This window comes from Leucothrix mucor DSM 2157, assembly GCF_000419525.1.
Classification (GTDB): Bacteria; Pseudomonadota; Gammaproteobacteria; order Thiotrichales; family Thiotrichaceae; genus Leucothrix; species Leucothrix mucor.
The window spans coordinates 3,816,905-3,837,500 of record NZ_ATTE01000001.1 but is presented as its reverse complement, the minus strand read 5'-3'; the positions used below and the strand labels follow the sequence as shown (position 1 = coordinate 3,837,500).

At 48.8% G+C, this 20,596-nt stretch carries 15 protein-coding genes and 2 rRNA genes (1 of these 17 only partly in view); 7 read left to right on the top strand and 10 right to left on the bottom strand.

What is annotated here, in order from left to right:
- Together LEUMU_RS0117455 and rrf are read left to right on the top strand one after the other, a co-directional pair.
- Positions 1-1,883: ribosomal RNA gene (locus LEUMU_RS0117455) — 23S ribosomal RNA — on the top strand; it begins 991 nt to the left of the window's first position.
- 132 nt (positions 1,884-2,015) lie between these two features.
- A 5S ribosomal RNA gene (gene rrf / locus LEUMU_RS0117450) occupies positions 2,016-2,131 on the top strand.
- Between the two features lie 130 nt (positions 2,132-2,261).
- Here rrf and purU read toward each other — a convergent pair.
- Positions 2,262-3,128, bottom strand: coding sequence for a formyltetrahydrofolate deformylase (gene purU / locus LEUMU_RS0117445; RefSeq protein ID WP_022953592.1), 867 nt, complete (start codon positions 3,126-3,128; stop codon positions 2,262-2,264).
- Between the two features lie 462 nt (positions 3,129-3,590).
- On the opposite strand from purU, the gene LEUMU_RS0117440 reads away from it, so the two are divergent.
- Both LEUMU_RS0117440 and chrA read left to right on the top strand, forming a co-directional pair.
- Positions 3,591-6,803 (top strand): reductive dehalogenase, encoded by a 3,213-nt coding sequence (locus LEUMU_RS0117440; protein ID WP_022953590.1) that lies wholly within the window; start codon positions 3,591-3,593, stop codon positions 6,801-6,803.
- A 104-nt stretch (positions 6,804-6,907) separates the two neighbouring features.
- A complete protein-coding gene (chrA, locus tag LEUMU_RS0117435) occupies positions 6,908-8,074 on the top strand; it encodes a chromate efflux transporter (protein WP_022953589.1) in 1,167 nt (388 codons plus the stop codon).
- Here chrA and LEUMU_RS26630 read toward each other — a convergent pair.
- Positions 8,064-8,519, bottom strand: a complete 456-nt coding sequence (locus tag LEUMU_RS26630) for a methylglyoxal synthase (RefSeq protein ID WP_022953588.1) — start codon at positions 8,517-8,519, stop codon at positions 8,064-8,066. The genes chrA and LEUMU_RS26630 overlap by 11 nt on opposite strands.
- A 147-nt stretch (positions 8,520-8,666) precedes the next feature.
- On the opposite strand from LEUMU_RS26630, the gene LEUMU_RS26625 reads away from it, so the two are divergent.
- Positions 8,667-9,647 carry a phytanoyl-CoA dioxygenase family protein gene (locus tag LEUMU_RS26625; protein ID WP_169446451.1) on the top strand — a complete coding sequence of 327 codons (981 nt, stop codon included), beginning with the start codon at positions 8,667-8,669 and terminating at the stop codon, positions 9,645-9,647.
- A gap of 150 nt (positions 9,648-9,797) precedes the next feature.
- Positions 9,798-10,313, top strand: coding sequence for an ureidoglycolate lyase (locus LEUMU_RS0117420; RefSeq protein WP_022953586.1), 516 nt, complete (start codon positions 9,798-9,800; stop codon positions 10,311-10,313).
- Here LEUMU_RS0117420 and LEUMU_RS0117415 read toward each other — a convergent pair.
- Positions 10,310-11,659 carry an MBL fold metallo-hydrolase gene (locus tag LEUMU_RS0117415; RefSeq protein WP_022953585.1) on the bottom strand — a complete coding sequence of 450 codons (1,350 nt, stop codon included), beginning with the start codon at positions 11,657-11,659 and terminating at the stop codon, positions 10,310-10,312. The two genes, LEUMU_RS0117420 and LEUMU_RS0117415, sit on opposite strands and share 4 nt — an antisense overlap.
- A gap of 235 nt (positions 11,660-11,894) precedes the next feature.
- Here LEUMU_RS0117415 and LEUMU_RS26620 point away from each other — a divergent pair, with 235 nt between their 5' ends.
- The gene (locus LEUMU_RS26620) at positions 11,895-12,344 is read left to right on the top strand and encodes a DUF1499 domain-containing protein (RefSeq protein WP_022953584.1); all 450 of its coding nucleotides are present in this window, start codon (positions 11,895-11,897) and stop codon (positions 12,342-12,344) included.
- A gap of 2 nt (positions 12,345-12,346) precedes the next feature.
- On the opposite strand, the gene LEUMU_RS0117405 is transcribed toward LEUMU_RS26620, so the two are convergent.
- The 7 genes from LEUMU_RS0117405 to LEUMU_RS0117375 form a co-directional block, all read right to left on the bottom strand.
- Entirely contained in the window at positions 12,347-12,937 is a 591-nt protein-coding gene (locus LEUMU_RS0117405; protein WP_022953583.1) for a cob(I)yrinic acid a,c-diamide adenosyltransferase, read from the bottom strand.
- A 13-nt stretch (positions 12,938-12,950) separates the two neighbouring features.
- Positions 12,951-13,727: an ABC transporter substrate-binding protein gene (locus LEUMU_RS0117400; RefSeq protein ID WP_211223039.1), complete on the bottom strand. Its 777-nt coding sequence runs from the start codon at positions 13,725-13,727 to the stop codon at positions 12,951-12,953.
- Positions 13,728-13,738: 11 nt separating this feature from the next.
- Positions 13,739-15,523, bottom strand: coding sequence for an acyl-CoA dehydrogenase C-terminal domain-containing protein (locus LEUMU_RS0117395; RefSeq protein WP_022953581.1), 1,785 nt, complete (start codon positions 15,521-15,523; stop codon positions 13,739-13,741).
- A gap of 98 nt (positions 15,524-15,621) precedes the next feature.
- Positions 15,622-16,548 (bottom strand): electron transfer flavoprotein subunit alpha/FixB family protein, encoded by a 927-nt coding sequence (locus tag LEUMU_RS0117390; RefSeq protein ID WP_022953580.1) that lies wholly within the window; start codon positions 16,546-16,548, stop codon positions 15,622-15,624.
- A 1-nt stretch (position 16,549) separates the two neighbouring features.
- Positions 16,550-17,299 (bottom strand): electron transfer flavoprotein subunit beta/FixA family protein, encoded by a 750-nt coding sequence (locus LEUMU_RS0117385; RefSeq protein ID WP_022953579.1) that lies wholly within the window; start codon positions 17,297-17,299, stop codon positions 16,550-16,552.
- Positions 17,296-17,976 carry a TetR/AcrR family transcriptional regulator gene (locus tag LEUMU_RS26615; RefSeq protein ID WP_022953578.1) on the bottom strand — a complete coding sequence of 227 codons (681 nt, stop codon included), beginning with the start codon at positions 17,974-17,976 and terminating at the stop codon, positions 17,296-17,298. Before LEUMU_RS26615 ends, LEUMU_RS0117385 begins: the two co-directional genes overlap by 4 nt.
- Before the next feature lie 121 nt (positions 17,977-18,097).
- Positions 18,098-20,536 (bottom strand): GcvT family protein, encoded by a 2,439-nt coding sequence (locus LEUMU_RS0117375; RefSeq protein WP_022953577.1) that lies wholly within the window; start codon positions 20,534-20,536, stop codon positions 18,098-18,100.
- Between the last annotated feature and the right edge of the window lie 60 nt (positions 20,537-20,596).

Below are 20,596 nucleotides of genomic sequence, written 5' to 3'. Positions count from 1 at the left end.
AGGTCCCAAAATTACAGCTCAGTGGGAAACGATGTGGGAAGGCACAGACAGCCAGGAGGTTGGCTTAGAAGCAGCCATCCTTTAAAGAAAGCGTAATAGCTCACTGGTCGAGTCGGCCTGCGCGGAAGATTTAACGGGGCTCAAGCTGTATACCGAAGCTGCGGAATCGGATTTATCCGATTGGTAGAGGAGCGTTCTGTAAGCCAATGAAGGTGAATCGTAAGGTTTGCTGGAGGTATCAGAAGTGCGAATGCTGACATAAGTAACGATAAGACGGGTGAAAAACCCGTCCGCCGAAAATCCAAGGTTTCCTGCGCAACGTTAATCGGCGCAGGGTTAGTCGGCCCCTAAGGCGAGGCAGAGATGCGTAGTCGATGGGAAACAGGTTAATATTCCTGTACCGCTAATAAGTGCGATGGGGTGACGGAGAAGGCTAGGCTAGAACACAGTTGGTGTGTATCTAAGCGTTTAGGCAGAGAACTTAGGCAAATCCGGGTTCTTAATGCTGAGGCGTGATGGCGACGGTTCTACGGAACTGGAGTAGTCGATGCCATGCTTCCAGGAAAAACCTCTAAGCTTCAGCTTATTAGTGACCGTACTCTAAACGGACACACGTGGATAGGATGAGAATTCCAAGGCGCTTGAGAGAACTCTGGTGAAGGAACTAGGCAAAATAGCACCGTAACTTCGGGAGAAGGTGCGCCCCTGACGGTTCATAGCTGTTGGGGGCCGCAGAGACCAGGTGGCTGCGACTGTTTATCAAAAACACAGCACTCTGCTAACGCGAAAGCGGACGTATAGGGTGTGACGCCTGCCCGGTGCCGGAAGGTTAATTGATGGGGTTAGCTTCGGCGAAGCTCTTGATCGAAGCCCCGGTAAACGGCGGCCGTAACTATAACGGTCCTAAGGTAGCGAAATTCCTTGTCGGGTAAGTTCCGACCTGCACGAATGGCGTAACGACGGCCACACTGTCTCCACCAGAGGCTCAGTGAAATTGAAATCGCAGTTAAGATGCTGCGTACCCGCGGCTAGACGGAAAGACCCCGTGCACCTTTACTACAGCTTTGCACTGAACATCGGGCCTACTTGTGTAGGATAGCTGGGAGGCTTTGAAACCGGGACGCTAGTTCCGGTGGAGCCAATCTTGAAATACCAGCCTGGTAGTTCTGATGTTCTAACCACGGCCCCTGATCGGGGTTTGGGACAGTGTATGGTGGGTAGTTTGACTGGGGCGGTCTCCTCCTAAAGCGTAACGGAGGAGCGCGAAGGTTCACTAATCATGGTCGGAAATCATGAGGTTTGTGCAAAGGCATAAGTGAGCTTGACTGCGAGACAGACACGTCGAGCAGGTACGAAAGTAGGTCTTAGTGATCCGGTGGTTCTGTATGGAAGGGCCATCGCTCAACGGATAAAAGGTACGCCGGGGATAACAGGCTGATACCGCCCAAGAGTTCATATCGACGGCGGTGTTTGGCACCTCGATGTCGGCTCATCACATCCTGGGGCTGAAGCGGGTCCCAAGGGTATGGCTGTTCGCCATTTAAAGTGGTACGCGAGCTGGGTTCAGAACGTCGTGAGACAGTTCGGTCCCTATCTGCCGTGGGCGTTAGAATATTGAGGAAAGCTGCTCCTAGTACGAGAGGACCGGAGTGGACGAACCTCTGGTGTACCGGTTGTCACGCCAGTGGCATAGCCGGGTAGCTAAGTTCGGACAGGATAACCGCTGAAAGCATCTAAGCGGGAAGCCCCTTCCAAGATGAGTATTCTCTGGAGACTAGATCTCCCTAAAGGGCCGTTGAAGACTACGACGTTGATAGGCACCATGTGGAAGCGCAGTAATGTGTGTAGCTAAGGTGTACTAATTGCCCGTGAGGCTTGATTCTATAACCCTGAATGGTTTGTTTGGACGAAAGTGTAGGACATTACCACTAGATTATTACTGATTTTACGTGCGATTGAGCGCGGGGCAGCTGAGGCTGTTGCCGCAAACCAGTTCAGTCACACACACCGGTTTTCCTGGTGACCATAGAGACATTGAACCACCTGATCCCATCCCGAACTCAGCAGTGAAAAGTGTCATCGCCGATGATAGTGTGGGGTTTCCCCATGTGAAAGTAGGACATTACCAGGATTGAACAGAAGGGCCCCGTACAGTACAACTGTACGGGGCTTTTTTTATGCCTGCGATTTAGAACTCAATAATCAGCAGGCACAAAAAAGCGCCCGTAGGCGCTTTCCTTTATTCCAACAAAACTAGCTAATTACTTAAAAATAACAGTCTTGTTTCCGTCCATGAACACTCTGTGATCAAGGTGCAACTTCACCGCTTTAGCCAGTGCGATATTTTCACTATCACGACCTGCAGCAGTTAACTCCTCAGGACCAAATGTATGATCAACAGGCTGTACAGATTGCTCAATGATTGGGCCTTCATCCAAGTCCGCAGTAACATAGTGAGCCGTTGCACCGATTAGCTTCACACCACGGTCAAATGCTTGGTAGTAAGGACGAGCCCCTTTAAAACCTGGTAAGAACGAGTGATGGATATTGATCGCTTGTCCCCGTAGCTTTGCACAAAGGTTGTTACTCAAGATCTGCATATAACGTGCAAGAATCAATAAGTCACTCTGAGTCTCTTCGATCACACCCATCAGTGCTTCTTCTTGCTGAAGTTTGTTATCTTTAGTGACTGGCAGGTAAATAAATCGAATGCCTTCACGCTCAGCCATTGGACGCAAATCCAAGTGGTTAGAAACAATCGCAGTGATTTCCATTGAAAGCTCACCCTTACGGTGACGATAGAGCAAATCATCCAGACAATGGTCATGCTTACTGACCATAATAACGACGCGCATTGGCTGCCTAGTATCATGGAAGCTAAACTTCATTTCAAAGTCATCAGCAACTTCTGAAAACGTTTCTTCAATGCTCTCAATCGTCTGATCGCCAGTGCGAATTTCGCACACTGCGCGCATGAAAAACTTACCCGTCAGTTGATCATCATACTGAGCTAACTCATTGATATAACAACCACGATCCGCTAAATAAGTACTAACTCTGGAAATAACTCCGCTTGTAGCAGGGCAGCTGGCTTTGAGTACAAACTGTGGTGCCTGTGGAACTGTCATTAGAAATATTCCGTGTGTGAAGTAATAGGTGTGATAAGGCCTCAATTGTGAATCAACACAGAGGCATGTTAAATAGTTAAAGTACCGATTAAGGTCAATCGTTTTGATAGGAAGCCTAAATAATTACTTAGCCTTCAACAGAACGGATGACTGTACTGAGCTAAATATGTCATAGATCAAATACTGAAAATAGGCTGATTGTGCTAATTACGCCTATTTATGGCAGTTTGAGCTATTTTTCAGTCGATGCATAAAGGGATTGCCGGCATAGCTAATAAAAGAGACTTAGGGAGCAAGCCTGCCATTAGCTACCTCAAAAGCCAGGAAGCCAATTGCTAAAGGGTTTGAGCCCATAAAATAAGGACTTGAATCACGCTGCAAAAAGGTATCAGATGACGAACCAAACATCTAAGCGGCTCTTAGTTGAGTTCAGCTTTGCAAATACTATCCAGGGGTAAATAGATGCGCTTTTTTTCGGATAAAAATAGACCAACTCATATGGGGCCATATCCACTTGAGCGTCTAAAGCGCAGTGAATCAGCTGTGGATTTATCAAATATCCCCGAAATAAAGCCGATCAACTTTCAGCGTACTGACCGACCTCAAAGTGTTGTTAATGCAATGGATGAGTATCAGTCCATGCTGGATGCTTTACGTGATGGGATGGTCAATAAGCTGAAATCGGAATGTCCTGAAGATTTGACCGAGCGTACAAACCACTTAAAAGGCTTTGGCTATTTTTCCGATGCCTCGATGGTTGCATGCTGTGAATTACCAGCATCTACTTTATTGGCAGAGCCACTACGAAATCCCGGAATAGATGCTCTGGCAGAAGATCTTCGCAGCAAGCAAACCAAGACCTTAGCTGCGGGTATCGACCTGATTATGGCTGAGTTAAAAGAGTCTATGGAAGCGCCACCGACAACCATCGACAATCATACCCACGCCTTAGTTTTCTTATATGAGTATCCACGTGAGCCTAAAACTGATGAGCCTGGTTATGAATGGATTGCTGATGCTCAAGTGCATCGAGCTTGCCTGCGAGCATCAGAAACAGCAGTCGTAATAGCCAATTATTTGCGAGTTTTGGGATATGAAGCCCGAGCGCATACCGGCACTAGTAGTGATGTAAATCTAAATAGCCTGACGGTAGCTGCAGGCTTGGCTACCCTAGAAAATGATGAGTTAGTTAACCCCTATGTCGGCAGTCGCTTCGGTGTTGCTGCAGTAACAACAACCTTTGAAATAACGTCTGATAAACCTTTGGTGCCATTAGCTGAACAACCGCGATCGCACACTCATGGATTGGCTTGGAAACTCGGCAAAGGCTTTGCCAAAAACGCCTTCAATCAAGAGCTGTATAAGAATCGCCGTTTTGTCGATGGTGCATATCCATTTGAGAAACTAAAGCGGGTCGAAGCCACCACAACCTTTATCGATGCAGCGCGAGTCGCCAGAGTACCAAAACGTGCTGACATGTTTGCTCGCGCCCAATTTGGTGATATGGGTAAAAAAGTACAAGCTGGGGCAACCGGTGGTCTGTATGTACGAAAAGCCGCCCCATCCAGTGCACAGCGTCGTGCTTTAGGCGCTTTCGTATTAATTCAAAATGGTGAGCCTGCAGAGACTATTACCCCAGATACTCAAGATCCGCAGCGCAATGCCGAAAACATCAAAGCAGCCTGTTATTTCTTAGGGGCTGATGCAGTAGGTTTATCTGAATGCCCAAACTGGGCTTACTACTCGCACGACGCAGTGGGGGAGCCGATTGATGCCTATCACCCAAATGCTATCTCCATAATCATCGATCAGGGTTATGAAACCATGGAGGGGGCCTCCGGAGATGATTGGATTTCCGTTGCGCAATCCATGCGAGCCTATTTACGATTTTCACTCATTGGTGGCGTTATTGCCAAGCATATCCGAAACCTTGGATATAGCGCACGAGCGCATACGGTAATGGACGGTGAAGTGTTGCAACCACCGCTATTATTGCTGTCCGGTTTGGGTGAAGTTTCAAGAATTGGCGAGGTCATTCTAAACCCTTACCTAGGTCCAAGGCTCAAGTCTGGCGCAGTCACTACTGACATGTCATTTACATTTGATAAGCCGATTGATTTTGGTTTGCAGAAGTTCTGTGAGTCGTGCAATAAGTGCGCACGTGAATGTCCTTCCGGAGCCATTACTGCCGGCCCCAAGCGCATGTTCAATGGTTATGAAATCTGGAAGTCGGATAGTCAAAAGTGCGCAACCTACCGAATTACCACGGAAGGTGGGGCAATGTGTGGCCGTTGTATGAAAACCTGTCCGTGGAATTTGGAAGGACTATTTTCAGAAGCACCATTTCGCTCGCTGGCAATGACCTTTCCGCAAACCGCTCCGCTGCTGGAAAAGCTCGATGATGCGGTTGGTAATGGCGGCTTAAACCTGACCAAAAAATGGTGGTGGGATCTCGAAGTTCAGCCTGATGGCCATTACCGTCCAACCGATAAACCCAAAAATGAACGCAGTCTACAAAAAGACCTCAAGCTAAAATACGAAGAACAAACACTGGCAGTGTATCCGGCGCCGTTAGCACCTCATCCATATCCATATCCCTACCCAATGGATCGCGAAAAAGGTATTCAAGCTTACCAAGCCATGATTTCAGCAAAGGAATATCAAGCGCGTTTACAGCGTGGCGACACCACAATGGTACATAAGTATCGGGCGGATACTGGCTCACCTGTAATGCGAGTTGAAGTCAGTTTAGTTGAGCACATGACCGCAGATGTTATTAAATATGAGCTGCGAGCATTGGACGGTAGTGACTTGCCAAAGTGGGGAGCGGGTGCACATTTGGATATCGTCGCTGCGCCAGAGTTTTTAAGGCAATACTCGTTATCCGGAAACCCAGCCGACCGTTCAAAATATCAAATCGCCGTCTTACGTGAGGATGCTGGAAAAGGCGGTTCCAAGCTAATGCATCGGATATTTACGCCCGGCCGAAAAGTGTTTATCTCAAAGCCAAGCAACCACTTTCCGTTGGTTGAATCTGCTAGTAAAACCTATTTGATGGGTGGAGGAATTGGTATTACTCCGATGCTGGCAATGGCGCATCGCCTACATGCTTTAGGCAAAGATTTCGAATTGCATTACTCCTTTAAATCCAAAGAATCAGCCGGTTTTCTGGATGATCTGGCAACGGCTCCATGGGCCGATAAGGTAGTCTTACATTGCACAGCCGACGGTACACGGGCAAACCTGACTGAAGTATTGAGTCACTATCAGGATGGCTCGCATATCTACACCTGCGGGGCTGATGCGTATATGCAAAGCGTACTAGCCGCGGCTAAGGCTGCAGGCTTTCCAGATGAAGCACAGCACTTAGAGTACTTCTCGGTACCCGATACCCCAGACTACATCAATCATGACTTTGTGCTACGTCTGGCAAAGTCAGGTAAGGATATTACTGTGAGTGCCGAGCAATCGCCAACAGATGCATTAGAAGCTGCCGGTATCGCGATTGATGTAAAATGCTCCGATGGCTTATGCGGGGTGTGTCGCTGCGGTTTGCTTTCTGGCGAAGTGGAGCACCGGGATTTTGTACTCTCAGAAAAGCAACGTGAGACGGCTATCATTCTATGTCAGTCACGTGCAGCAAAGCAGGGTGGCACTGTAGAAATTGATCTATAAATCCAGTCGTTAAATACCCGTGTAATATTGCTGTGATATTACTAAGTGTTACGGTCGCTAATGACGTTTTAGACTAGACCCTGTCAGTAAACAACGAGTCGAATATGCAAAAGATATTGGAAATTTTCTGGAAATTCCTAAGCTTAGGTTGCCTGAGTTTTGGTGGGCCAGCTGCTCACCTTGGCTATTTTCATAAAGCCTTTGTACAGCAATTAAAATGGATTGATGAGGCTGGCTATGCTCGTTTGGTTGCACTGTGTCAGGTGTTACCGGGTCCTGGTTCCAGTCAGGTGGGCTTTGCCATTGGCTTAAGAAAAGGTGGCTTGGCAGGAGGTATTGCCGCTTTTATTGGCTTTACCACACCCTCTTTTATTCTGATGTATTTGTTAGCCAGCAATCAACCCAGTGAAACGCAGGCAGCATGGTTTTCAGGATTGATTCACGGTCTGAAGTTGCTGGCCGTTGTAGTCGTCGCCGACGCTACACTCAGTATGTGGGGATCATTTTGCAAAGATAAGCTAACCAGAGTAATAGCAGTTACCGCTGCCATGGTGTTATTGGTCGTTCCGGGTCTTTGGATACAAATTGGCGTATTGATTATTGCCGCCACACTAGGACTATTACTCAGTAAAACCAAGCCTTCAGCACCTGTTATACCCGCTAAAACCCAGAAAATCGCTTGGGGCTACTTATCCGTATTTATCGTCTTATTTATTGCGCTACCGACATTAGCTTTTAGCAGTGATTGGATGAAATTGTTGGGAGATTTTTACCAATCCGGCAGCTTGGTATTCGGTGGTGGTCATGTCGTACTGCCATTACTCCAGCAATCACTTGGCGAAACAGTCGCTACCGACCGCTTTCTAATGGGATATGCCGCCGCGCAAGCTGTGCCGGGGCCAATGTTCACGCTGGGAAGTTTTCTAGGCGCTGAACTGATGTCAGATCAGCCTTTCCTAGGTGCTTTGCTGGCAACGATTGCCATCTTCCTGCCCGGTTTTTTGCTGGTGCTCGCCTTGCAAGGCAGTTGGGAGACTCTGGCCAATAAACCCAAAGTCTCCGGTGCAATTACAGGAATCAATGCGGCCGTAGTTGGCCTGTTACTGCCCGCATTATATAGCCCTGTATTTGTTAGCGCCGTGATTGCTCCACTGGATATGGCTTTAGTCATTGCCGGCTTCTTCGCCTTACGCGGTCTCAAGCTACCCATTATTGCTGTGGTATTCGGCTTTGCGGTAGCGGGCGTTTTAATACACGCGCTTACAAGCTGATATTGCGCTGCAAGTAATCCCGATACTGTTCAGAAATCTCGTCTGCTTGAGGTGCAAGTTCAGGATTAGCAAAGTAAGGGCTGCTGATAATGTAGTTAGCCGTACTCGGATTACAGGCGATAGGCACATCATAAACCGTCGCCAGTCGCACCAGTGCTTTAATATCAGAGTCGTGCGGCTGTGAAGTCATTGGGTCCTGAAAGAAAAACAGCGCATCCAACAGCCCTTCCGCAATCATCGCACCGACTTGCTGATCACCACCGAGCGGACCACTTTTTAATGGATGAATATCCAGATCAGGCAGGTGGCCAGATAACAGTTTTCCGGTGGTGCCGGTTGCAACAATTCGACGGTCTTTAAAATGTGCTTGGTTAGTGATTAACCATTCGCATAATTCGGCTTTCTTTTGGTCGTGCGCAATCATGGCAACGGATCGTGTCATCATAGACTCCTGTTAATTGTGATTAGGGATATCCTACACTAACAGCATCGAATAAGCGCCTGCCACTGCCTGAATGCAGTGATAGAATAGGGCATCACTATAACGCTGTGGATGGCGATGGCTGCGACTGACGTATTAAAAAAGACTCTCATGACACCTGTTTGGCTGCTGCAGTTATTGAGTACCGCCAAGTCATTTGAAGCGCACCCGATTATTGGCAATCGTGTGCTCAATAAAATGGGATTACATGTGGTGCGGGTGGTGCTTGCGCATTCTATTATGGGCTTTCGCATGTGGCTGCTGAGTTGGCGAGTGGCTCCGGAAGATCGGGCATTCTTCCGCAAAAATGGTTACCTGCTTAAAACCAACTTCCTAAGTGATGAGACGTTTAAACAGCTGGAGCAAGAAGCTCGTAATTACACAGGCGAAACCCGTGAAGGTCGGCAAGGCGATACCCTAACTCAACGCGCAGTAATGTCACCTGAAAAGCGTACTGCGGTACCTGCGATTGCCAAGCTGGTCGAATCACCAGAATTAGCTAAGCTGGCTCACTTTACGGCAGGTCATTTTCGCGCACCGTTTTACTATATTGAAAACGTAAAAAACCATCACACCGAAGGCGAGAAAGACCCTCAAAAAGTCTTCCATACCGACACCTTCCATCCAACCATGAAGTGCTGGTTTTTCATTGATCAGGTCACAATGAAAAATGGCCCGTTTACCTTTATCCCGCAATCCAACCGTCTGACATTAAAGCGCCTTAAAGCCGAATACCGCAAAAGCGTTGAAGGCAAAGACCAAAGCAATCGCTATGCAAAACGAGGCTCGATGCGCTACAGCGAGGAAGAGATTAAGGAGCTGGGATTACCCGAGCCAATTGCTTTTGAAGTCCCACCCAATACCCTCGTGATCGCCAATACTTTCGGTATTCACAAACGAACGGAATCCGGTAAGAGCACGCGCTTAGCCATTTATGGTGACAGCCGTACTAACCCATTTATTCCCATTCCGGGTGTGCCAAGTGAGCTGATTGATCGCTGGCAATACAAGGCTTTGGATTGGGTTCGACAACGTGCCGATGCCAAAGCCGCACAAAAGGGAGGCCGCTCGCCATGGTATTTGATCAAGTAAGCTGAGCGTGTTGTAAGCCTAATCACTGTCGGTATTTAAGGCAAAGCTGATACACTCAATTTTCTTCTTAAATACCTTTCGGCGTGGGCTTGTATGTAAGCTCGCGTCTGATTAAAAAACCTCTAAAACTACTGCTAAACAGGAGTCGTTATGCCCGGAAAAATGCTGAGTATTGAGCCACTAACACAGCGCGCCTTTGCCGATTTTGGTGATGTGATCGAAACCGAAGGTCGTGAATCGGTTCCAATGAATGCGGGCATGGCGAGCCGTTTTCATGCGCTGGCAGATGTTGAAGCGATTGGTGATAACGGTCATGGCATTATCAGTTTGATCGAAGCTAAAGTATTTCCAATGCCTGAAACGGTAACTTTTGTAGAGCGTCATCCGCAGGGCAGCCAAGCCTTTATTCCAATGGATGACACGCCATTTTTAGTCGTGGTTGCTCCGGCAGGCGAGCAGGTTGATCAGGCGGATATGCGCGCGTTTATCACCAATGGTCGCCAAGGGATTAATTACCACTTAGGCACTTGGCATCATGTATTGCTGACACCGTTTGCTGCGATGCGCTTTATCTGCGTGGATCGTGCAGGGCGTGGTAATAACTGTGATGAGCATTGGTTTGAAGAGGACCAACAGCCAGTACTGGCACCGCTTGAAGTTATCTAACTCGCTTCAATATACGCCGGGTAAAGCCCCAGCTTACGTAAATGCTGCCTAACGTTCTGATGAGCAAAGGGCAGCAATTGGGCACTCAATCCCGGATACAGCGCATCAATCAAGGCATCTTCACGCAATCCCTGATGATATAAATCTGAGATTTGTTGCTCACGGGTTTCACGATGCAGCAGCGTTTTCTCCAGCAAATGCACGCCACCCAATGGCAAACCATGTGATGGAATAATCACGCGTGGCTGCATGGCGATCACCCGTTTAACCGTTTCAAAATACACCGCCATATCGCCTTCCGGCTCCGGTATCACGACCGTCGTTCCAGGCTCTACCAAATCCGCTACATAAAACCATGCCAGATTTTCCGGCGCTAAGCCCACCATGCCATCATCATGCCCCGGTAACTCATGGCAAATCACATCATGGCCCAGCCATTGCGTAATGACTTCATCCTGCCTTATATAGCGCACTTCAATCCCAACTAAATAACGCTCGCCCCAGCTTTTTAGCAGTCGCTTATGCGTTTTTTCACTGCATAAAATAGGCACTTGCAGGTCATGCGCTAAGTCCGGCGCATGTTCATGATGATCGGGGTGATGATGCGTTAATAAAATCGCATCTGGCTTGCGAGATTGCAGCGTGTTTTTCAAACGTCTGAGCGTCACCAGAGAAGCCGCTGAGGGATCAGTCAGCACTCTAAACGCCCCATCATCGCCAATCAGTAAAGAGTTGGTCGTAGTCGCCGGCGGCAAGGTATTAGAAGGCACGGGAATATAGCCCAAGCCATTCAACAACTCCAAATAGGGGACTTTATCCTCATCATAAACTTCACAAAAAGGCTGTGTCGAGCGTACCTGACTATCCTTAGCCAAAGCGCGTGCCGCGTACATATTGGGCTTCACCATCAACGCATCGCCACGCAGATACATTTGCCAAAGCTCGCTCATGCTAATCCATTCACCCCACTCAATCTCGCCGCTATCAAGGGTAAATGTTTGCTCCTGAGTGAGTTCAACCCTGTAAAAATGCGCATTAAAGCGCTGGGTTTGTAATGCGGGCGTCACGGCGGTGCCAAATTTGCTCACGTACTTTACTTGTTGCAATCGCATCGCTTCAGCCAAGTCAAAGCCCAGCTCTTCCTCAATCTCGCGAATCAGCGCACCAATTTCAGCCGCAGGAAACTCATCCGTTAGCGGCTGGGAGCCAGCATAGTCCTCATCGCCTTCATCAATCTTGCCACCAGGAAACGCATAGTAACCGGGGAATGCGCGCAAGTGTGTCTGGCGTCTAATACTGAAAACCTTATCACCGCAAGTGAAAATGGCTGCGACTGCATTCAACATAGTTGATATCCTTATTATTCCGTATCTTGTATGGTAAGGTATACATTATGGGCTTTTTGATCAAACATTGCGCTGGTCAAAAGAAACATAAGGCAGTCCAGACAATGTCTCTACGGAGTAATCCCCCTATAACACCGCCGTGGTGATTGTCAGACGGTTGGGCAATTTTTGACATTCAAGCGCAATACTAAACCCCGAATATACATCCCCTAATACTATTTTGGAGGACTTGATCATGAAGATCACCTTATCAATAATACTGCTGGTAGTGTTATTGCTATGCGCTTATTTCGTATTTTTATCTGTGACGGATGAAGTACCGGAAGCCCGTTTGGTCAATGGCCAATTGCGCCCCTGTCCGGATACGCCGAATTGTGTCAGCAGCGAGACCAGCGGAGAAAAATACATTGAGCCTATTGAGACGACCTCAGGCACATCATTAGATGATCTGTGGGAAAACGTGATTGAAGCCATTAAGCAGCAGGGCGGCCATATCGAGTCACAAGATGAGACTTATGTGTGGGCAACCTTTCAATCTAAACTGTTCCGCTTTACGGATGACGTTGAGATTCGCTTAGACGATGACAAGGGTGTTGTACAGATTCGTTCTGGCTCACGCTCTGGTAAATCCGACCTAGGCGTCAACCGCAAGCGAGTTGAAGCCATTCGGGCGGCCGTTAAATAAGCTTAGGCTTGCGTGCGATGACTGGACCACATGATTTCAGCATCGCCAGCCCGCTTATTAAGTACCCGGCCAATCGTAAACAACAGATCCGATAAACGATTAACGTATTTGGTTGCGCCGGATAACTGCTCACTACTCACCGAGTCATACTCAGCAGGCATCTGCTGATAAGCCTGACCCAAACTCACCAAACACCGCTCCACACGACGACACACCGCCCGTGTCTTCTGAGCCAGTGCTGCCGCCTGATTACCACCCGGTAAAATAAACTCCTTCAGAGGCGATAGCTCTTCATTATAGCCATCAATCAACGTTTCTAAAGCATCAACCCGGCCTGCCGCAAAGCCATCAAACTGCGGGTAAGAAAGCATCCCGCCTAAATTGAATAAATCGTGCTGAATGCCCTGTAACTGCTGATTAATTTCCTCATCAGCACTAAAGGCCACGATCACGCCAATTTCAGAGTTAAGCTCATCCACCTCACCAATCGCCTGAATCAAAGGATCATTTTTGCTTAAACGAATGTCACCAGAAATACCGGTGGTGCCACTGTCGCCAGTGCGCGTGTAAACCTTGGAAATACGATTGCCCACGAGATGTGTTCCTCTAAAATTGAGTGCGTAACTGGCGCAGATAGTCTGCCGTGTGAAGCAGTTGGCTGCCGTACCAGGAGAATGGCATGGCATCGACCAGTAGAAATTTCTGATCCGGTAGCTCGGCCTTAAACTGCTCGATATGTTTTTCACGAAACGGGAAGGGTTCGCTGGAAAGCAGAATGTATTCAGCACCGCAAGTTGCCAGCTGCTCCAGAGTCACTTCCGGATAACGCGGTTGGCTAGCCAGCACATTATGCATGCCACCTCGCTCTAGTACATCATTGATGAAGGTATTGCCGCCGGCTGCCATAAAGGGTTTCTGCCAAATCAAATAAGCGACGTTAACTTTTGAAAACTGCTCAGGCAAAAGATCATTGAAGTTCTGGTTTACCGCCCTAACAAATACTTCAGCCTGCTCAGAGCGCCCGATAATCTCACCGATACCGCGAAACATCTCCAGCGACTCATCCAACGTACTGATATCGCTCATCCAAACCGGATAGTCTTGTTCCAGTTGAGCAATACCTTCCGGATAATTTTCTTCTTTATTGCCGATAATCAAATCAGGCTTTAATGCGGCAATCGCATCAAAATCAAACTTTTTCGTGCCACCGACTTTAGCAATGCCAGCAACTTTATCAGGTGGCTCGGTACAAAAGCGGGTAAGCCCAACGACGGATTCCCCCGCACCGAGCGTAAACAGCAGCTCGGTTTGCGAGGGAACCAGTGAAACAATGCGTTTAGCCGGAGCAGGCAGCGTCACCGTGCGCTGCATCTGATCCGTCACGACAATGCTCATCAGAAGTGATCGGCACTCATAGCCATTGTGCTATCCGCACCCGAGATCACCGCTGTTTTGTGTGCCAAAGCACGTGGCAAAATCTGCTCAGCATAGAACTGCGCCGTGCTCACTTTGCTGCTGTAGAACGGATCACTATTGCCTTCGGCGATAATGCGCTTAGCCGCAACCGCTGATTTGATCATCAACCAACCACCGGTCATCACACCCATGCACATCATGTAGTTGAATGATGCTGAAGCCGCTGTATTTGGATCTTGGCTACCATTGCTTAGCAGGTACTGTGTGGCTGCATCAAAGGCATCCAACGACTCCGTAAATGCCGCTGCCATAACGGCCAATTGGCTATCAGACTGTGCTTTCAAATCAGTTTCAAAGGTACGCAGCTCAGCAATAAACTCAGCAACTGTCACACCATTGTCACGTAGTACTTTACGGCCAACCAAATCATTCGCTTGAATACCGTTAGTGCCTTCGTAAATTGGGAAAATTCGGGCATCACGCATGTATTGCTCAGCGCCGGTTTCTTGCATAAAGCCCATGCCGCCGTGTACCTGTACACCCAGCGAAGTTACTTCCATGCCGACCTCAGTACACCATGCTTTAGACACTGGCGTTAGCAAGCCAAGACGACGATTGTAGAAATCACGTGCCGATTCATCTTCAGAGTTATGGCTAATATCATGCGCAGCAGACGACATGAAAGAAATCGCACGCGCCGCTTCAGTCATTGCACGCATATGCATCAACATACGGCGAACGTCTGGATGATTGATGATGGCAACTTTGCCTTCATGCCCATAAGCGTGGCCTTGCTTACGATCACGTGCATAGCTAACCGCACGCTGATAAGCGCGCTCAGAGATACCAACACCCTGCATACCCACTTCCAGGCGAGCATGGTTCATCATGGTGAACATGCAAGCCAGACCTTTGTTTGGCTCACCCACCAGATAACCAATCGCACCGTCGTTATCACCAAAACTCATGACACACGTCGGGCTAGCGTGGATACCCATCTTATGTTCCAGCGAGATTGCGTAAGCATCATTGCGCTCACCCAAGCTGCCATCTTCATTCACTAAGTACTTAGGAACCAAGAACAGGGAAATCCCTTTAACGCCCTCTGGCGCATCCGGTAAACGTGCCAACACCAAGTGCACCACGTTTTCAGACATCTCATGGTCACCCCATGTGATGTAAATCTTTTGGCCTTTAATGCGGAAGTGATCGCCTTCCGGTTTTGCCTGAGTTCTTACTGCTGCCAGATCAGAACCGGCCTGAGGCTCAGTCAGATTCATGGTGCCGGTCCAGTTACCGCTAACCATGTGCTCAAGGTAAATCGCATTTAACTCATCTGAGCCATGCGCCAATAACGCTTCAACCGCACCAGCCGTTAGCAGTGGGCATAAAGCAAAAGAGGCATTGGAGGAGTTCCACATTTCAGTGGCGGCACTTTGGATTAGAAACGGTAAGCCTTGGCCGCCGACTTCTTCAGGGAAGTTCACGGAGGTCCAGCCGCTTTCTACAAATTGCTCATAAGCTTCTTTAAAGCCATCGGCTGCTTGTACTTTGCCATCAACGAGCTTAGCGCCTTGTTGGTCACCGCTGTAGTTGATCGGGTCTAATACGTTAGTGGCTAGTTTGCCAGCTTCTTCAAGAATGGCCTCGACCATCTCCGGCGTCGCTTCTTCAAACCCAGGGAATTGCGCAATGGCATTGATATCGGCCAGTTCATTAAGGACAAACTGAAGTTCCTTAACGGGTGCGGTATAAGTGGACATGAGTGATTTCTCCAGAGAAATTGAGCGGTGAGGCTTTTAAAAAATAAACTAAATAGTGTCAGTCGGGCATGTCGTCGCCCGACTGACAGGGTCTTGCTTTACAGTGACGCGGTCATTGCCGGAACGGCATCAAACAAATCAGCAACCAGACCATAATCTGCAACCTGGAAAATCGGTGCATCTTCGTCTTTGTTGATTGCAACAATCACTTTTGAGTCTTTCATACCAGCCAAATGCTGGATCGCGCCGGAAATACCAACCGCGATGTACAGGCCAGGGGCAACCACTTTACCGGTTTGACCAACCTGATAATCGTTTGGTACAAAGCCTGCATCAACAGCTGCACGGGATGCACCCACTGCTGCGCCAAGCTTGTCAGCCAGAGCTTCGATAATCGCGAAGTTCTCAGAGCTACCCACGCCACGACCACCAGAAACGATGATGTCAGCAGAAGAGAGTTCTGGGCGATCAGAAACCGTCAGATCACGTCCAACCAAAGTCACAGTGCCAACCGCATCCGTTGCTGCCAATGCTTCAACAGAGGCAGAGCCACCCGTTGCTGCAGCCGCTTCAAACGCTGTCGTACGAACCGTCAATACTTTCTTAGCATCGCTGCTTTGTACCATTTCCAATGCGTTACCCGCATAGATAGGGTGTACAAAGGTATCAGCCGACTCAATCGCGGTCACATCAGAGATTTGAGCAACATCTAATAGCGCTGCAACGCGTGGTAATACGTTCTTACCGAAAGTCGTTGCTGCCGTTACGATGTGATCAAAGCCCGCTGCTGCACTCACCAATAATGGTGTCAGCTCTTCCGCAATGCCGTTTTCATAATGTGCTGCATCGCTGTGCAGTACTTTAGCAACGCCAGCAACCTGTGCTGCTGCATCTGCAACCGCTTGGCTGTTGTGGCCAGCAACCAATACTGTCACGTCGCCCAGCTGAGTCGCCGCAGTAATGGCGTTTAATGTGCCTTCTTTCAGTTCACTATTATCGTGTTCTGCAATTACTAATACACTCATCCTAGATCACCCGCGCTTCGTTTTTCAGTTTTTCGATCAGCTCTTGAACATTAGCTACTTTCACACCTGCCTCTCTGGCAGAAGGTGCATTCACTTGCTTCACAGTCAGACCAGAAGCTGTTTCAACACCCAAATCAGCCAGCTCGATTGCTTCCAGAGGCTTCTTCTTCGCTTTCATAATGTTAGGCAGTTTCGGGTAACGAGGCTCGTTCAAGCGCAAGTCACTCGTGATAACTGCTGGCAGAGATAGCGCCAGAGTTTCCAGACCACCGTCGATTTCACGAGTCAGTGTCACTGCATCGCCATCCAACTCAACTTTGGAGGCAAACGTACCTTGAGGCCATCCCAGTAGGGCAGATAGCATCTGACCAGTCTGGTTGTTATCCGCATCGATAGACTGCTTACCGGTGATAACCAATTTAGGCGCTTCTTTCTCAACGACTTTCTGCAGTACTTTAGCCAACGCCAAAGGACGTAGTGCGTCATTCGTTACGATGTGAATCGCCCGGTCTGCTCCCATTGCCAGCGCGCTGCGCAGCGTTGTTTCGCATTCTTTCTCACCAATGGTGACGGCAATCACTTCTTCAGCCAAACCCTTTTCTTTCAGGCGAATCGCTTCTTCAACCGCAATCTCACAGAAAGGGTTTAATGACTTCTTAACGTTGTCAGTTTCAACGCCAGTGTTGTCGCTCTTTACGCGAACGTTGACATAAGCATCAACTACCCGCTTTACAGGAACCAGAATTTTCACGCGTTTATCTCTCCTAATTTGTGCTGTGAGGTAGTGTCTCGCAACAACACATACATGGTTTGTTTCATATTGTTATGCAGCTGTTCCACCGCATCCATCGCCTCTGGCTGCATCAGCCACTGGTACAAAATACCAATCACCGTTGCCAGAAATAGTCGTGCAACCGCTTCAGGGTTAACATCCGCTCTTACACTTCCATCGTTAATCCCATCCTTTATCCACTGCTCAACATCTTGCTGACGTCGTTCGTGGATCTTAAGCATACTTTCACGCACTTCAGAGGTGGTGCCGGCAGCATCGAACCAAAGCAGATAAAAAGCACGCCGGGTGACGGGTGCATCCACACAAAACCGGTAATGTGCATCGATCGAAGCCGCAATCGCCTCGAAGCCGGTCTTGCCTTGAGTTACCTGCCGTAGCTCCTGAGACCAGGAGTCACCCACTCGCTTAATAACATAGCTAAGCAAGCCACTTTTGGAGCCAAAACGGTAACCCGCCAGCCCGCGGCTGTAGCCTGCCATTTCGCCAACATCTTTCAATGTTGTCTTTTCCGTACCGCGCTCAACAATCAGCTTCACTGCCGTCTCAAACATCAATGTGTCTGAAAGGTCAGTGCGCTCTGCATGTGTCATGCGCGAACTGGCATCATTCCCAATAGTGGCGGTTTTATCAATCAAAACTATTCGTAGCTACGCTTCGGTTAATTTACTTGTTGCGTGCAAGTATATGGATGGAAGTATACCGTGTCAACTACCCACGAATGAATATGTCAACACGCATACTGCAAAAAAGTACTGTTTAGCCGCGCATCTTCTCGCCGCTTGGGTCGTAAAAGGCCCGTAATGAGGCTGATGCACTAAAGCGTTTAGTGGCAATCTCAATTTCAAAGTTGGACGATGCAATCTTATCCGCCGTTAAGCCCGGCACATTGGCAAAGCCCATACCGAGTGCGCCGCCCACTGCATGGCCATACATGCCGGAGGTCAGGTAGCCCACAATCTGGCCATCCATCACAATCGATTCGTTGTGATATAACAGCGGCTCTGGGTCATCCAATTTAAACTGCAACAGGCGGCGATCAGGAACACCTGCCGCTTTGGCTGCAATAAAGGCATCGCGACCAATAAAGTCACCGGCATCTGGCTTGGCCGTAAAGCTCAAACCCGCCTGTACCAAGTTATCCGCCGGACCAATATCATGGCCCCAATGACGGAAACCCTTCTCCATCCGCAAACTGTTCAGCGCATGCAGGCCGACATTGCAAATCTCATAAGTTGAGCCTGCCAACATCAGCGCTTTGTACACCTCAACCGCTTTTGCTGACGGTACAAAGATTTCCCAGCCCAGCTCGCCAACATACGACAAACGCTGCAGCCAAACCTCAACGCCCGCCACCTTGGCAAAGCGGCCCGTACCAAAGCTAAAGCCTTCTGCCGTGATATCCGTTTCAGCCAGATCAGTTAAAACCGCACGTGCATTCGGGCCTTGCAGCGACAAACAAGCGTATTGATCCGTCACATCGGTCAGCGTGGTATCGCCGATCAGGTTCTTTTTCAGATGCCAGTAATCGCGATAAGTCGAGGCCACACCGGTGGTAATAAAGAAGTGATTCTCCGCCATTTTCACGACCGTGATATCCGCTTCAATACCGCCTTGTGCATTCAGGCATTGGGTATACACCAATTTACCCGGCTCAACATTCATGTCACCCACGCACAGGTAGTTCAAAGTCGCCTGAGCATCCGGACCTTTCACCTCAAATTTACCAAAGGATGAAATATCATAAATACCGACATTTTCACGCATGGCCATGTGCTCAGCGGCGTAAAAATCAAACCAGTTCTGGCGCTTGTAGCTGTACACGTATTCCGCTGGCGCGCCGTTTTTAGCAAACCAGTTCGGGCGCTCATAGCCGCCTACTTCACCAAAGCAGGCACCTTGTGCTTTTAAGGTTTCATGCAGCGGCGACAACACTAAATCACGCGAAGTTTTGTACTGATAAAACGGCCAGTGCATGTCATAAGTGTGGCCCAGTGCTTCCGGAATACGCGCTTCAACATAGCTCTGTGTTTTCTGTACCGGCTGATTACGGCGCACATCACATTCCAGAATATCGCCGGAAGGATAGCCATCAATCACCCAGTCAGCCATGATCTTACCCATGCCGCCGCCAGCGCCAATGCCTTTGGAATTCATGCCGCAAGCCACCCAGAAATTATCCACTTCCGGCGTTGGGCCAAGCAAATGCAGATTGTCGTTGGTAAAACTCTCAGGGCCATTAAAGAAGGTATTAATACCGGTCTCTTCCAGCGGAGGGAATGTCTCCATACCCGCCATTAAGTACGGCTCAATGTGTTCCATATCCGTTGGGAATTCATCAAAACAAAAGTCCTCCGAAATACGGCTCATGGGGCAGCCGATGGCGTTTAACTCAAACCAGCCAACCAGCATTTTTCCGGCATCTTCTTTATAGTAAACGCCTTTATCGTAATCGCGCAGCACAGGGCGCTTAGTGAGATTTTCCATCGGCTCAGTTACCACATAGAAATGCTCACAGGCATATAAAGGCAGATCCACACCAATCTTTTGCGCAATATCGCGCGACCACAAGCCACCGGCCAAAATCACCTTATCCGCCAGAATGGTGCCTTGCTCGGTGCGCACACCCGTCGCGGTGCCATCCTCAACCAAGATCTCTTCGACCTTAATGCCTTCCAACACCTTCGCACCGCGATTACGCGCGCCTTTGGCCAGCGCCATCGTAGTATCAACCGGATTCGTTTGGCCATCCGCTTCGATATACAACGCGCCTAAAACGCCTTCGGTATTAATGCCAGGGTACAATTCTTCCAAGCGCGCATGGTCAATAAACTCAGACTCCACCCCAAACACTTTAGTCAATGACGCGGTACGTTGCAGCTCTTCCAAACGCTCTTCAGTACGCGCCAGCGAAATACTACCGGTACGACGATACCCCGTTGCTTGGCCAGTTTCTTCCTCCAGCGAGGCATACAGCTCATGGCTGTACTTGGCCAAATTAGTCAGCGTTGGCGTTGGCCACATCATGGTAACCAAGCCCGCCGCGTGCCAAGTGGTGCCGCAGGTGAGCTGTTTGCGCTCCAGCACCACAACATCGGTCACGCCACGTTTCGCCAAATGATAAGCAATAGAGCAGCCGGTAATGCCGCCACCAACAATCACAACGGAAGCACGTTCCGGAAGTCTCGATTCACTCATGGTCTAATCCTGTAAAATAGGGTGATATTTCTGTTAATTAATGATTTAAAAATTAGCGGC

Coding starts and splice junctions, on each gene's coding strand:
- purU (WP_022953592.1), bottom strand. CDS start 3,128: ATGACAGTTCCACAGGCACCACAGTTTGTACTCAAAGCCAGCTGCCCT.
- LEUMU_RS0117395 (WP_022953581.1), bottom strand. CDS start 15,523: ATGTCCACTTATACCGCACCCGTTAAGGAACTTCAGTTTGTCCTTAAT.
- LEUMU_RS26620 (WP_022953584.1), top strand. CDS start 11,895: ATGAAGATCACCTTATCAATAATACTGCTGGTAGTGTTATTGCTATGC.
- LEUMU_RS0117390 (WP_022953580.1), bottom strand. CDS start 16,548: ATGAGTGTATTAGTAATTGCAGAACACGATAATAGTGAACTGAAAGAA.
- LEUMU_RS26625 (WP_169446451.1), top strand. CDS start 8,667: ATGACACCTGTTTGGCTGCTGCAGTTATTGAGTACCGCCAAGTCATTT.
- chrA (WP_022953589.1), top strand. CDS start 6,908: ATGCAAAAGATATTGGAAATTTTCTGGAAATTCCTAAGCTTAGGTTGC.
- LEUMU_RS0117415 (WP_022953585.1), bottom strand. CDS start 11,659: ATGTTGAATGCAGTCGCAGCCATTTTCACTTGCGGTGATAAGGTTTTC.
- LEUMU_RS0117375 (WP_022953577.1), bottom strand. CDS start 20,536: ATGAGTGAATCGAGACTTCCGGAACGTGCTTCCGTTGTGATTGTTGGT.
- LEUMU_RS26630 (WP_022953588.1), bottom strand. CDS start 8,519: ATGATGACACGATCCGTTGCCATGATTGCGCACGACCAAAAGAAAGCC.
- LEUMU_RS0117420 (WP_022953586.1), top strand. CDS start 9,798: ATGCCCGGAAAAATGCTGAGTATTGAGCCACTAACACAGCGCGCCTTT.
- LEUMU_RS0117440 (WP_022953590.1), top strand. CDS start 3,591: ATGCGCTTTTTTTCGGATAAAAATAGACCAACTCATATGGGGCCATAT.